The organism is Kineosporia sp. R_H_3, from assembly GCF_002198675.1.
Taxonomy (GTDB): Bacteria; Actinomycetota; Actinomycetes; order Actinomycetales; family Kineosporiaceae; genus R-H-3.
On record NZ_MWLL01000267.1, the window covers coordinates 1 to 12,862 of the forward strand.

The following is a 12,862-nucleotide window of genomic DNA, read 5'->3' on the forward strand; positions in this document are numbered from 1 at the left end:
CCGGTGGCCTCCCCGCACGGAGGCCGCCGGGTGCTCGGCATGTCACCGCGAACCCGTACGAACTGCCCGCCCCGGACCCCTGTCGCTGCGGGCCCGGCGGCCCTATCCTCCCGTTACTGGATCAGATGATCCGTCAACGACGAAGGGGTCGCCGTATGTCCACGCCCCCGCTCCGCCGCCGTCTCGTCGCCGTCGCGACCGCCGCCCTCGTCCCCGCAGCGCTCCTCATGGCCGCGGGCGGGCTGCCGGCCGCGGTCGCCGCCACCGCCGTCACCGCCGCCCCGGACGCCCTCGACGGCACGTGCGCGACGCTCCAGGTCTTCTCCGGCTCGTCGTCGCAGGGCTACGTCGTCCGCAACGGCAACGGCAACGGCTACGCGTTCACGTCGTCCGCCGCAGGGGGCACCCCGTTCCGGTTCGAGGCGACCCAGCTCTCGCGCTACATGCTCTACGACACCACCGGGGCGCCCGCCTACATGAGCGTCCTCAACTGGGTCATGCCCGGAACGACGTACGGCGACCGCGCGGACTGGACGGTCGCCGCGAGCGGTGCGCGGTACGCCGTCACCGCGACGGCCACCGGCCAACGGCTCGGTTCCTACCTGTGGAGCCTCGGCGCGGGCGGCGGCACGAGCACGGTCGCGCTCGCGGCCGCCTCCGGGTGCTTCACGCCCCCGGACGTCGCCACCGGGGTCACCGGGACGGCGGCGCCGGGGGTCGACGCGAACGGCAGGATCGTCGGGGCGATCGACGCCCACATGCACGTCACCGCGGCAGCCGGCTTCGGCGGCCGGCTGCACTGCGGCGAGGCCTGGTCGCCGGGTGGGGTCGTCACCGCGCTGTCCGGCTGCCCGACGCACGGCTCGCTCAACGTCGGGGCGGTGCTCGAGGGCGTCCTGGCGGGCACCGACATCACGAACTCGCCCGAGGACGGCTGGCCGACCTTCGGCGACTGGCCCCAGCACAACAGCGAGCTCCACGAGCAGGCGTACTTCCGCAGCATCGAGCGCGCGTACCGCTCCGGCGTGCGGGTCATCGACGCCCTGCTCGTGACGAACCGGGTCATCTGCGAGCTGTTCCCCTACCGGGACGGCTCGTGCGACGAGATGGCGTCGGTGCGAGCGCAGGCGCAGTACCTGCGCTCGATGCAGGACTACGTCGACGCCCAGAACGGCGGTGCGGGCAAGGGCTGGTTCCGGATCGCGACCACCCCGGCACAGGTCCGGAGCATCGCCGCGCAGGGCAGGCTCGCGGTGCTCGTCGGGATGGAGATCTCCGAACCGTTCGGCTGCCGGGAGGTCAAGGGCGTCCCGCAGTGCACCGCGGCCCAGGTCGACGCCGGGCTCGACGAGATGCAGGCGCTCGGGGTGAGCGGGATCTTCCCCGTCCACAAGTTCGACAACGCCTTCGGCGGCACCCGGATGGACGGCGGCGTCGCCGGGGCCGCCGTCAACCTCGGCAACCTGCTCTCGACGGGGCACTGGTGGGAGGTGCGCAGCTGCACCGGGCCCGCCGACATGGTGCAGCCGATCACGAACGACGACTTCGCGCGGCTGCTGTCCTTCGGCGTCATGTCGCTGCCCGCGGGCGCCGTCCTGCCGGTGTACCCGACCGGGCCCACGTGCAACGTCCGCGGCCTCACGCCGCTCGGCGAGCACCTCGTCCGCCGGCTCATGGAACGCGGCATGGTCGTCCACATCGACCACATGAGCGTGCGCACCGCGCAGGCGACGCTCGACATCCTCGAGGCCGCGCACTACCCGGGCGTCACCTCGGACCACTCGTGGTCCGACCCCGCGATCGTCGACCGGGTGATCGGTCTCGGCGGGTTCGTCGCTGGGTACGCCCACGCGGCCGGCGAGGCGGTCGTCGGGCAGCCGACCTTCGTCGGCGAGTGGCGTCGCACGCGGGCGCTGCCGCACGGCAGTGCGATCACCGGCTACGGGTTCGGCAGCGACGTCAACGGCCTCGCCGACCAGGCGCCGCCCCGGGTGTCGTCGACGACCCGCCCGTTCGCCTATCCGTTCACCTCCCTCGCGGGGACGACGGTGTCCCGGCACGTCATGGGCCGGCGCACCTTCGACCTCAACACCGACGGCGTCGCGCAGTACGGGCTCTACGCCGACTGGCTCGTCGACGTCGTGCTCGAGGCCGGTGCGGACGGCCCCGAGCTGCGCCGCGAACTGCTCGGCGGCGCCGAGGCCTACACCGCGATGTGGGAGCGGGCCGTCGCCTGGTGACGACCCGCCCGGTGACGACCCGCCCGGTGACGACGAGTCGGGTCAGCGCACGCGCAGGCCGTCGACGAAGGCGTCGGCGATCCGGTGCAGCCGCTCGACCCGGCCGTCGTCGTGCCGGCCGTCGACGAGGGTGAGCAGGGTGCTGCCCTCGACGACGACGACGAAGCCGTCGACCACCTCGTCGTCGACGACGTCCGGGCGCAGCTCGCCGAGCGCCCGGGCCTCGGCGAGGATCCCGAGCAGCAGGCCGCGGATCCTCGCGTGGCTGCTCTGCCGGGCCTGCGCGATGAGCGGGTTCGACAGGGCCGCACCCGCGAAGGCGACGTTGACGTGCGCGTCCGCCTCGCGCTCCTCGTCGAGCGGCAGCACGGCCTCGAAGGCCGCCCGGAGCGCCGCGAGCCCGTCGAGGTCGCCCCCGAGGGTGAAGGCCCGCTCGACGATCCGCTCGTAGACCGCCGTCTGGGCCGCGACGAGGATGTCGTCCTTGCCGCCGAGGAAGTGCGCGAGGACGCTCAGCGAGCAGCCGGCCTCGTCGGCGATCGCCCGCGTCGTCGTGCCGCCGACGCCGCGCGTGCGGACGACCCGCCAGGTCGCGGCGAGCAGCCCGGCCCGGCGCTCCGTGTGGTCGACGAGGCGTGGCACCCCGCCAGGGTAGTGATCGGCACGCGGCGGACCGCCCGTCGGGCGTGTTCCGCCGCTCCGCCGCGGTGCGGGGTGCCAGGCTCTGACGGTGCCGCGGCGACGCGGCCGGGCCGGGGTGCGCCGGACCCGTGGCGGTGACCGAGGGAGCAGCAGCGTGAGTCGTGTCCGGACGTCGGGCGGTACCCGGGCGGCGGTCCTGATGGGGACGGCGGGTGCGGTGCTCGCGCTCGCGGCCTGCGGATCGGGGAGCAGCGGCGCCGCGGCGTCCTCCGCCGCCACGACGCCTGCGGCCCCGTCGTCGTCGGCGCCGGCCGTGACGTCGTCCGCAGCACCGTCGACCCCGGTGAGACCGTCGAGCCCGTCGAAGACGGCGCGCCCGTCGACGACGCGGACGACGACGAAGCCGGTGGCGCGGCCGGTCCTCGTCCTGGAGAGCGACGGGCTGGGGTACGTCGTCGGTGACGCGGCGATCCGGCACCTGCCCTTCGGCAGCGACGCCACCGCCGTCGTCACGGCGGTCGGCACCGCGCTCGGCGGCTCGCTGACGAGGAACGACCTGCCGGAGTGCGGCCAGGGGCCGCGCTCCTCCGCCGGCCGCGCCGGGTTCTCCGTGCTCCTGGACGGCACGAAGTTCGTCGGCTGGACCGACCAGGGCGCCAAGGGCCGGCGCCTGACGACCGCGGACGGTCTGGGGGTCGGCTCGACGCTGCGCGACATCACGGCGGGGCGGCCGGGGACGACGACGAGCGAGGGCTCCGTCGGCACCGAGTTCGTCGACGCCGACGGGTTCGGCGGGATTCTCGCCGGGGCGTCCCCCACGAGTCGTGCGACGCTCGTGTACGCCGGGGAGACCTGCTTCTTCCGCTGATCTCCTCCGCCGACCGTCGTCCGTCGAGCCGTGGAGGCGCCCGTGGGCTGGTTCGAGGGGTTCGAGGCCGCGTCGTACGACCTCGGTGACGTCCGGCTCTTCGCGCGCACCGGTGGTCGCCCGGACGGGCCGCCGCTGCTGCTCCTGCACGGGTTCCCGCAGACGCACGCGCTGTGGCACCGGGTCGCGGTCGCGCTCGCGCCGCACTTCCGGCTCGTGCTGCCGGACCTGCGCGGGTACGGCGACTCGTCCGCGCCCGACGGCGGCCCGGGTCACGAGGGCTACGCCAAGCGGACGACGGCCCTCGACCTGGTCCGGCTCATGCACGGACTGGGGCACGAAGGGTTCGCCGTCGCCGGCCACGACCGCGGCGGTCGCGTCGCGCACCGGATGGCCCTCGACCACCCCGGGGTGGTGAGCCGGCTCGCCGTCCTCGACATCGCACCGACGCTCGACATGTACGCGGCGACGGACCAGCGCTTCGCCACCGCGTACTACCACTGGTTCCACCTGATCCAGCCGGTGCCGCTGCCCGAGATGATGATCGGCGGGGACCCGATCGGTTACCTGCGGGCGACGCTCGGGGGCTGGGGCTCGGGCGGTCTGGACCACATCGAGCCGACGGCGCTCGCCGAGTACGAGCGGTGCTTCACGCCGTCCGCCGTGCACGCCATGTGCGAGGACTACCGGGCCGCGGCGTCCGTCGACCTCGAGCACGACCGCGCCTCGCGGGAGGCCGGCGAGAAGATCGGCTGCGACCTGCTCGTGCTGTGGGGCGCGCACGGCGTCGTGGAGCGGTTCTTCGACCCGGTCGCGCTGTGGCAGGCCCAGTGCTCGGGACGGGTCGTCGGGCAGGCCCTGCCGTGCGGGCACTTCCTCCCCGAGGAGCAGCCCGCGGCCACCGCCGCCGCGCTCGCGGAGTTCTTCGGGGCCTGATCGGCGGGGTGTGTGCAGGCAGGTCAGCGGGCGGGTGCGGCCGCGGCGTTCTCGACGATCGCCGGCGCGTTCGCGGCGAGCCAGCCCATGAGCGGCAGCAGGTGCCCGACGAGCTCGACGCCGAGGTCGGTGAGGCTGTACTCGACGTGCGGCGGGATGACGGGCAGCGCCAGACGGTGCACGAGGCCGTCACGCTCGAGCACCTGGAGCGTCTGGGCGAGCATCTTCTCGCTGACGCCCTCCACGGACCGGCGCAGCTCGCCCCAGCGCAGGGTGCGGTCGGCGAGGGAGACGAGCACGAGGACGCCCCACTTGCTCGTCACGTGGTCGAGCACCACCCGCGACGGGCAGGCCGACGACAGCACGCGGTCGGGGAAGTAGGTCTGCAGCTGGGCGATGTGATCGCTGATCTGCGCCCTGACCTCGTTGCTCACCGTCATGCCAGTACCTTACCAAGAAGTGGGTACTGCATCCTGGGAAGTACCTGGGGTGGGTGCCGGTTGTGGGACGACGACAGCAGACCGAGCGGCGGGACCTCCCGCCCGTACCCCGAGGAGCTCCACATGTCCGTCGTCGTCACCGGTGCCACCGGCCACCTCGGCCGCCTCGCCGTCGAGTCCCTCCTGGCCAGGGGCGTCCCCGCGGGCGACATCGTCGCCGGCGGCCGCAGCGTCGAGAAGCTCGCGGACCTCGCGGAGCGTGGCGTCCGCACGGCGCGGATCGACTACGACGACCCGGCGACCCTCGCGGACGCCTTCAAGGGCGCCGACAAGGTCCTCCTCGTCTCCGGCACCGACTTCGGACGGCGGGTCGAGCAGCACACCGCGGCCGCCCGGGCGGCCAAGGACGCAGGGGCCTCCGTCGTCTACACGAGCGCGCCGTACGCCGACACGACGTCGCTCCAGCTCGCGGTCGAGCACCGTGGTACCGAGGAGGCCATCCGGGCACTGGGCGTCCCGTTCACCTTCCTGCGCAACAGCTGGTACTTCGAGAACTACACCCCGCAGATCCCGACCTACCTCGAGCACGGCGCCGTCCTCGGCAGCGCGGGCGACGGCCGGGTCAGCGGCGCCCCGCGCGCCGACTACGCCGAGGCGGCCGCGGCCGTGCTCACGAGCGAGGGCCACGAGGGCAAGGTCTACGAGCTCGGCGGCGACGCGTCGTTCACGCTCGCCGAGCTCGCGGCGTCCGTCGCGAAGCACAGCGGCAAGGACGTCGTCTACTCCGAGCTGCCGGTCGAGCAGCTCGCCAAGGTGCTCGAGGGCGCCGGCCTGCCCGCCCCGGTCGCCGCGATGCTCGCCGACACCGACCGGTCGATCCGCGCCGGCGAGCTCGAGGTGACGACGGGTGACCTGAGCCGCCTCATCGGCCGGCCGACGGGGACGCTCGACGACGCCGTCGCGACCGCGCTGGCCTGACGCCGGGCCGGAGGGGACGCCTCTGAGGCAGGTCGCCGCCGGTACGGACGGCGGTCTGCCTCAGAGGCGCCCGAACGGGTGGCGGGTCAGCCGCGCAGCAGCTTCGCGCCGTCCGCCAGCGCCCGGAGCTTGCCCTCGGCCGACTCCCGCGGCAGGTACTTCATGCCGCAGTCGGTGGCGACGACGATCTTCTCGGCCGGCACGTACGGCAGGGCGCGCTCGACCCGCCGGGCCACCGTCGCGGGCTCCTCGACGGCGTGGTCGTCGAGGTCGATGACGCCGAGGATGATCGTCTTGCCGGCCAGCTCAGCGAGCACGGCGCAGTCGAGGTTCGACTGCGCGGTCTCGATCGAGATCTGGTCGCACGTCGCCTCGGCGAGCTCGGGCAGGAACGAGTAGCCCGAGGGGCGCTCGTGGATGATCGCGGCGTAGCCGAAGCACAGGTGGACGGCGGTCGTCCCGGTGAGCCCTTCGAGGGCCCGGTTGAGCACCCGGACACCGAACTGCTTCGCGGTGTCGGGGCGGGCCTGCAGGTAGGGCTCGTCGAACTGGACGACGTCGACGCCGGCGGCGAACAGGTCGCGCGCCTCGGCGTTGACCGCCTCCGCGTACGCCATCGCGAGCGCCTCGAGGTCGCCGTAGTGGTCGTCCTGGGCCTGCTGCGCCATGGTGAACGGCCCCGGGATCGTCATCTTCGTCGTCCGGTCGGTGTGGGCGCGCAGGAAGCGCACGTCGTCCACCTCCACGGGGCGCGTCCGGCGGACCGGGCCGACGACGCGGGGCACCGGGTTCGGGTGGCCGCTGCGGTCGAGCGCGGTGCCGGGGTTGTCGACGTCGACGCCCTCGAGCGCGGTCGCGAAGTGGTTCGAGTAGCTCTCGCGGCGCATCTCGCCGTCGGTGACGATGTCGAGCCCGGCGGCCTCCTGGGCCCGGATCGCGAGCAGCGTCGCGTCGTCCTGGGCCTGGGCGAGCCACTCGGGTGCGGGCCGCCAGAGCTCGCGGGCGCGGGTCCGGGGCGGGAACCGGCCGGCGAGCTTCGCCCGGTCGATGAGCCAGTCGGGCTGGGCGTAGCTACCGACGAGGGACGACGGGAACAGCGGCAGGTCGGGCACGACGGGCTCCATCCTGCGGCAGCCGGGGTGGACGGACCGGGTGCGGGCTGCGCTGCCGCGCTCGGATCCCACCACATCGCGGGGCAGCCTGCCCAGGGGCGCCCGCACGGTGCGTGCAGCAGCGCCGGTGCGGCCGGTCGCCCCCGACCGGGCATCCGCCCTACCGTGGCCGGATGCTTCCTGAGGACATCGGCCGGCTCGTCACGGTCGGGGACCCGCGGGTCTCGCCGGACGGTGGCCACGTGGCGTTCGCCGTGACGCACGTCGACCTGCCGGGCAACCGCTACCGCAGCGCGGTGTGGGTCGCCGCCGCCGACGGCTCGCAGCCGCCGCGGCCGCTCACCGCGGGCGACCGGCGGGCCGGGTCGCCCCGCTGGTCGCCGGACGGCAGCCGGGTCGCCGTGACGACGGTCGGCGAGGACGGCACCTGTGCGCTCGAGGTCGTCCCGTTCTCGGTGCCGGGCGAGACCTTCCGGGTCTGCGAGCGCCCTGAGGCGTTCACCGACGTCGCGTGGTCACCGGACGGCACCCGTCTCGCGTTCGTCTCGCGGGAGCGGGCGCGCCGCTGGACGGACGGCGACGACGAGCGGTCGCGCCCGCCGCGGCGGATCGACCGGCTCTTCCCCCGGCTCGACGACGTCGGCTGGACGATCGACCGGCCCGCCGGGCTGTTCGTCGTCCCCGCCGACGGCACCGCCGCACCGGTCCTCCTGCTCGCCGGGCCGCCCGACCACGCCGGTGCCGCGTGGTCGCCGGACGGCGGCACCCTCGCGACCTGCGCGGCCCGGGGCGACGACCTCACGCCGGTGACCGACGTCCACCTCGTCGACGCCCGCGCGGTGCGCGGGCCGGTCGGGCCGCGCACGCTCGCCGCACCGCGGACCTCCCGCACCGCACCCGCCTTCTCCCCGGACGGCCGGCTCGCCGTCCTCACCGAGGACTCGTTCGTCTGGCCGTCGTTCTCCCGGCTCTCGGTCGTCGACCCGGCGACCGGCGAGAGCCGTTCCCCCGCAACGGGTCCCGACCTCAACTGCACGCCGCTGCGGGAGCTGCTCTGGGACGGCGACGCCGTCGTCGTCGCGCTCGAGGACCGCGGCGACGTCCACCTGTACCGGGTGCCGGCGGCCGGCGACGCCGGCGCCGCGCTGCTCGTCGGCGGCCGCCGGGCCGTCACCGGCTACGACCTCGCGGGCGGCACGCTCGCCTTCACCGCGACCGACCCGGGCGCGCTGCCCGAGGTGCACGTCCTCCGCGACGGCGTGGAGCGGCGCCTGACGTCGTTCGGAGCGGGCTTCCACGCGGCGGTCCCGACCGGCGTCCCCGAGCAGTTCACGGTGCCGTCCCCGAAGGGCGACGGCGACCTCGACGTGTGGCTGCTGCGGCCCGCCCGCCCGGCGACGTCCGAGGCGTCCGGCCGCACACCGGTGCTGCTGTCGATCCACGGCGGCCCCGCCGCGCAGTACACGAACGCCTTCTTCGACGAGTTCCACTTCCTGGCCGGCGCCGGCTACGCGGTCGTCTGGACCAACCCGCACGGCTCGACGGGCCGCACCGAGGCCTGGGCGCAGGAGGTCCGGCCGCCCGAGGCGGACGAGGTGCCCGGCTCGGGCTGGGGCGGCGTCGACGCGGACGACGTCCTCGCCGCGCTCGACGGCGCGCTCGCCCGCGACCCGGGCCTCGACCCGGAGCGGCTCGGCGTCCTCGGCGGGTCCTACGGCGGCTTCCTCACGAGCTGGCTCGTCGGGCACACCGACCGGTTCGCCGCCGCGTGCAGCGAGCGGGCCGTGAACAACCTCGAGTCCGAGGAGTGGAGCGCCGACGTGGCGGGCTCGTTCCGCTACGAGATGGGCGTGACGCACCTCGACGCCCCCGAGGTCTACCGGCGGATGTCACCGGTCACCTACGTCCGCGACATCACGACCCCGATGCTCCTGCTGCACTCCGAGAACGACCTGCGCTGCCACGTCGAGCAGGCCGACGCGCTCTACCTCGCGCTGCGGATGCTCGGGAAGGACGTCGAGTACTGGCGCTTCCCCGAGGAGAGCCACGAGCTCTCCCGCAGCGGCTCGCCGGTGCACCGGGTGCAGCGGGCGCAGATCATCCTCGACTTCTTCGGCCGCCGGCTCGGCGGCCGGCGGCCCCGGATCACCTGGGACCACCCCGCCCGCACCGCCGGGCCTGCCGACCGGCCTACGGACGACGCATGACCACCTCGCTCTACGACCACGCCGGCGGGGGCCAGGCGCTGCTGGCGCTCGCGGGCGCCCACCACACGCGCTGCCTCGCCGACCCGATGCTCGAGCACCCGTTCTCGCACACGACGAACCACCCCGAGCACGTCGCCCGGCTCGCGGCGTACTGGGCGGAGGCGCTCGGCGGCCCGGACGACTTCTCGCGCGGGCTCGGGAGCCAGCAGGCCGTCGTCGACATGCACTGCGTCGAGGAGGACCTCACCGAGATGGGACGGCGGTTCGTCGCGTGCTTCGTCGCCGCGATGGACGACGCGGGGCTGCCGGACGACGCGCCTTTCCGGGCCGCGATGGCCGCCTACATGCGCTGGGCCGTCGCCCAGTTCACGGTGCCGGGCGTCGAGCGGCCGGCGACGGACGGCGTCCCGCGCTGGACGTGGGACGGGCTCGCCGCCGGCTGACCGCCGTCCGCCCTACAGCGGCCCGGGGCCGCGGACGACCCGGCCGCGGGAGACGACCGTGCGCACCCGGGTGACCGCCGTGACGTCGGTGCCCGCGTCGCCTTCGACGAGGAGCAGGTCCGCGTCGAGCCCGGCGCGGAGCCGGCCGGTGCGGTCGCCGAGGCCGATCGCGTCGGCCGCGTGCGCCGTCCCCGCGGCGAGCGCGTCGACCGGCGGGGCGCCCGCCTCGACGAGCTCGACGAGCGCCCACGGCAGGACCCCGTGCCGCTTGTCGGGGTAGATCCCCGAGTCGGAGCCCGCGACGAGCCGGACGCCGCCCTCGACGAGGGTCCGGACGTGCTCGACGATGCCCTCGGGGGTGATCCCGGTGCGGTCCATGACGGCCCGGATGTTCGGCGGGTAGGTCGAGCCGGGCACGTGGCCCTGGGTCGGGCAGACGACGACCCCGGAGGCCGCGAGACGGGCGACGAGGTCCGGCGGGGCGTGCATGCCGGGCCGGCCGCCGCCGACGCACGTGCAGTGCTCGATGCCGTCGACGCCGGCCTGCAGGCACAGCTCTACGGCGGCGACGGCGTGCGCGTGCGCGGTGACGGGCAGCCCGGCGCCGTGCGCGGCCTCGACGACGAGGCGCAGGTCGTCGAGCGGGTACTGCGGCTTCGTGACGTCGGTCGTCGCGGTGATCATGCCGCCGCTCGCCATCACCTTGACGACGTCGGCGCCGCGGGCGGCGCGCTCCCGGACGGCCGCGAGCAGAGCCTGCGGGCCGTCGGCCTCGCCGCCCATGTTCCAGCAGTGGCCGGCCGTCACGGTGACCGGCGGGCCGGACGCGACGACGGTCGGGCCGTCGGGGTGGTGGCGGTGCCGGTCGACGACCGTCCAGTGCGCGTCGCCGAGGTCGCGGACGGCGGTCACCCCGGCGTCGAGCTGCTCGGCGAGAGACCGACGGACGATCGCGTCGAGGTCGTCGTCCGTCAGCTCGGGGAGCTGCTCGAGCGCTCGCGGGCCGGAGTCGCCGCACAGGTGCGTGTGGGTCTCGACGAGCCCGGGCATCAGCGTGGTGCCGGGCAGGTGGGTGACGGGGCAGCCGTCGGGCACGGCGGCGGAGGCGGGCTCGACACCGACGATCGTCGTCCCGCTCACGAGGACGAGTGCGCCGCCGGGCAGCATCCGGGTGCCGTCGAACGCGTGGTCGGCGCGGTAGGCGTGCAGGCGGTCTGCGGGCACGGCTGCCTCCCGGGGGGGACCGGAGCGGGGAGCGGTCAGCCTACGTGCGCGACCCCCGCGACGGGAGCCCTCGGTGCGACGGGGGCGGGGGCCGGCCGGGCCTCGGCGGCGGCCCGGGCCNGCCTCGGCGGCGGCCTGCGCCTCGGCGGCGGCCTGCGCCTGCGCGAAGCCCTCGGGGGCGGCCTCCTCCTGCGGTTCCCACTCCGCACGGAAGTCCGCGTGCTCGCGGTACGGCGCGACGAGGGCGACCAGGACGGCGGTCGCCTGGCGGCGCTCGCGGCGCGTGACCTCGACCCCGGGCCCGGCGCACACGGTCCGGGCGCAGAGCTCGACGACCGCGCGCCGGGCCTCGAGCTGGTCGAGGGCGCGCGCCGGGTCCAGCCCTTGGATGTAGACGCTGTCCGCGGCCATCCGCAGCCGGGTGATCGCGGTGTCCGGCATCGCGGTGAAGCGGGCGACGAGGGTCCACTGGCCGTGGACCGCGTCGCCCTCGGTCCGGGCGGACCGGACCTGCACGACGTTGTCGCCCTCGAAGTGGTTCTGGACGAGCCACCAGGGCCCGGGCGACGCGGACCGGACGGTGGACTCCTCCTCGTCGAGGCGTGCCCGCAGGAAGTCGACGAGCTCGTGGCCCATGTCGCCTCCTCGGGTCCGGCACCGGTGCGGTGCTGCGGCGCCGGGTCCCGGCGACCGTCCTTCGGGTCACCTGTCGGCGCGAGCCCCGCGGACCTGAGGTGTCGGGCCCGGAGGTGTCGGGCCCGGAGGTGTCGGGACCGGAGGTGTCGGGACCTCAGGGGTCGTCAGGCGGTGTAGCGCAGCCGGCGCTTGCCCGCGATGCCGAGGATCTCCTCGTACGTGCTCCGCAGGCTCTCGGCGATCCGGACCCGCTCGCTCCAGCGCTCCTCGGTGTCGGAGCGGGGGGCCGGGGTGGAGGCGGCCGTCGCGAGGGCCGCGGCGAGGTCGTCCGCCCGGGCGGCGGGGCCGGCGTCCCGGCGGTAGGTGAGGCACGGTCGCTGGGCGGCGGCGAAGCTGTCCTGCGCGAGGACCGCCCAGGTGCCGAGGTCGGCGCAGGCCTCCGGCCAGATGGAGTGCGCGCCGGGCAGGTCGGGGACGACGGAGACGTCGAGGCCCGCGAGGTGGTCCCAGAGGGCGCCGTCGCTGAGCCGGTCGTGGAGCACGAGCCGGCCGCCGGCGGACCGGACGGCCGCCTCGACGTGCTGGAGGGCGTCCGAGCAGCTGAGGGCCCCGGCGTCGCGGACGGTGCGGTGCGCGTGGACGACGAGGTCGGCGTTCGGGGTGCGGCGGACGGCGTCCGCGAGGGCCGTGACGAGCTCGACCTGCTCGGGGCCGCCGAGCATGCTGCCGAGGTGGGTGCCGACGCGCAGCCGGCCGCGGCCGGAGGGGTGCGGGACCGGCCGGTCCTGGCGCATCCGGACGAAGTTCACGACGTGCGGGTGCGGCAGGACGACGGGCTCGACGTCCCAGCGCTTGCGCATCTGCTGCGCGGCGGGCTCGGTGAGGGTGACGACCGCGTCGGCGGCGGGGACGAGCACGTCGAGCTGCTCGGCGAGGCGGGCCCCCTCGGGGGTGTCCGGGTCGCCGAGGTTGTAGCCGGTGACGACGAGCGGGGTGCCCGAGCCGCGCACCAGGTCCACGGCGGCGCGGACGTCGTCCGGGTGCTGCCCGGGGCGCAGCCCCAGCACGTGCACGACGTCCGTCTCCGGCAGCCGCGCCCGCAGCCACGCCGTGGAGAACGCGCCGCCGCGGCTCGG

General features: G+C 75.4%; 11 protein-coding genes and 1 pseudogene. 6 read left to right on the top strand and 6 right to left on the bottom strand.

Annotated elements, in window-relative coordinates; genetic code table 11:
* The first annotated feature begins 155 nt into the window (after positions 1 to 155).
* On the top strand, positions 156 to 2,240 hold the full coding sequence (locus ECOMGDLI_RS33200; protein WP_198955410.1) for a hypothetical protein: 2,085 nt from the start codon (positions 156 to 158) through the stop codon (positions 2,238 to 2,240).
* Between the two features lie 42 nt (positions 2,241 to 2,282).
* On the opposite strand, the gene ECOMGDLI_RS33205 is transcribed toward ECOMGDLI_RS33200, so the two are convergent.
* The gene (locus tag ECOMGDLI_RS33205) at positions 2,283 to 2,882 is read right to left on the bottom strand and encodes a TetR/AcrR family transcriptional regulator (RefSeq protein ID WP_088321118.1); all 600 of its coding nucleotides are present in this window, start codon (positions 2,880 to 2,882) and stop codon (positions 2,283 to 2,285) included.
* Between the two features lie 154 nt (positions 2,883 to 3,036).
* Here ECOMGDLI_RS33205 and ECOMGDLI_RS35125 point away from each other — a divergent pair, with 154 nt between their 5' ends.
* Both ECOMGDLI_RS35125 and ECOMGDLI_RS33215 read left to right on the top strand, forming a co-directional pair.
* Positions 3,037 to 3,750 (top strand): hypothetical protein, encoded by a 714-nt coding sequence (locus ECOMGDLI_RS35125; protein ID WP_158221247.1) that lies wholly within the window; start codon positions 3,037 to 3,039, stop codon positions 3,748 to 3,750.
* A 30-nt stretch (positions 3,751 to 3,780) separates the two neighbouring features.
* Positions 3,781 to 4,686, top strand: coding sequence for an alpha/beta fold hydrolase (locus tag ECOMGDLI_RS33215; protein WP_198955411.1), 906 nt, complete (start codon positions 3,781 to 3,783; stop codon positions 4,684 to 4,686).
* Between the two features lie 23 nt (positions 4,687 to 4,709).
* On the opposite strand, the gene ECOMGDLI_RS33220 is transcribed toward ECOMGDLI_RS33215, so the two are convergent.
* The gene (locus ECOMGDLI_RS33220) at positions 4,710 to 5,126 is read right to left on the bottom strand and encodes a helix-turn-helix domain-containing protein (protein ID WP_088321123.1); all 417 of its coding nucleotides are present in this window, start codon (positions 5,124 to 5,126) and stop codon (positions 4,710 to 4,712) included.
* Between the two features lie 123 nt (positions 5,127 to 5,249).
* Here ECOMGDLI_RS33220 and ECOMGDLI_RS33225 point away from each other — a divergent pair, with 123 nt between their 5' ends.
* Positions 5,250 to 6,104: an SDR family oxidoreductase gene (locus tag ECOMGDLI_RS33225; protein WP_088321125.1), complete on the top strand. Its 855-nt coding sequence runs from the start codon at positions 5,250 to 5,252 to the stop codon at positions 6,102 to 6,104.
* An 86-nt stretch (positions 6,105 to 6,190) separates the two neighbouring features.
* On the opposite strand, the gene ECOMGDLI_RS33230 is transcribed toward ECOMGDLI_RS33225, so the two are convergent.
* On the bottom strand, positions 6,191 to 7,216 hold the full coding sequence (locus ECOMGDLI_RS33230; RefSeq protein WP_198955412.1) for a uroporphyrinogen decarboxylase family protein: 1,026 nt from the start codon (positions 7,214 to 7,216) through the stop codon (positions 6,191 to 6,193).
* Between the two features lie 173 nt (positions 7,217 to 7,389).
* Between ECOMGDLI_RS33230 and ECOMGDLI_RS33235 the strand changes: the two genes are divergently transcribed.
* Both ECOMGDLI_RS33235 and ECOMGDLI_RS33240 read left to right on the top strand, forming a co-directional pair.
* The gene (locus ECOMGDLI_RS33235; protein ID WP_088321128.1) at positions 7,390 to 9,423 is read left to right on the top strand and encodes a S9 family peptidase; all 2,034 of its coding nucleotides are present in this window, start codon (positions 7,390 to 7,392) and stop codon (positions 9,421 to 9,423) included.
* Positions 9,420 to 9,866 (top strand): oxidoreductase, encoded by a 447-nt coding sequence (locus ECOMGDLI_RS33240; protein WP_088321130.1) that lies wholly within the window; start codon positions 9,420 to 9,422, stop codon positions 9,864 to 9,866. The genes ECOMGDLI_RS33235 and ECOMGDLI_RS33240 overlap by 4 nt, the downstream gene beginning before the upstream one ends.
* Before the next feature lie 12 nt (positions 9,867 to 9,878).
* Here the strand turns inward: ECOMGDLI_RS33240 and ECOMGDLI_RS35710 are convergent, their stop codons facing one another.
* From ECOMGDLI_RS35710 to ECOMGDLI_RS35130, 3 genes and pseudogenes are all read right to left on the bottom strand, one after another.
* Entirely contained in the window at positions 9,879 to 11,090 is a 1,212-nt protein-coding gene (locus ECOMGDLI_RS35710) for an amidohydrolase family protein (protein ID WP_233153740.1), read from the bottom strand.
* A gap of 121 nt (positions 11,091 to 11,211) precedes the next feature.
* Positions 11,212 to 11,726 (bottom strand): annotated as a pseudogene (locus ECOMGDLI_RS37125) (DUF6221 family protein); the annotation flags it as partial.
* Positions 11,727 to 11,890: 164 nt separating this feature from the next.
* The coding region (locus tag ECOMGDLI_RS35130; RefSeq protein ID WP_088321131.1) for a hypothetical protein at positions 11,891 to 12,862 on the bottom strand (972 nt) is incomplete at its 5' end.

Bases quoted from the DNA above. Each gene is read 5' to 3' on its own strand.
- ECOMGDLI_RS33200 (WP_198955410.1), top strand. From the start codon at position 156: ATGTCCACGCCCCCGCTCCGCCGCCGTCTCGTCGCCGTCGCGACCGCC.
- ECOMGDLI_RS33220 (WP_088321123.1), bottom strand. From the start codon at position 5,126: ATGACGGTGAGCAACGAGGTCAGGGCGCAGATCAGCGATCACATCGCC.
- ECOMGDLI_RS33225 (WP_088321125.1), top strand. From the start codon at position 5,250: ATGTCCGTCGTCGTCACCGGTGCCACCGGCCACCTCGGCCGCCTCGCC.
- ECOMGDLI_RS33235 (WP_088321128.1), top strand. From the start codon at position 7,390: ATGCTTCCTGAGGACATCGGCCGGCTCGTCACGGTCGGGGACCCGCGG.
- ECOMGDLI_RS33240 (WP_088321130.1), top strand. From the start codon at position 9,420: ATGACCACCTCGCTCTACGACCACGCCGGCGGGGGCCAGGCGCTGCTG.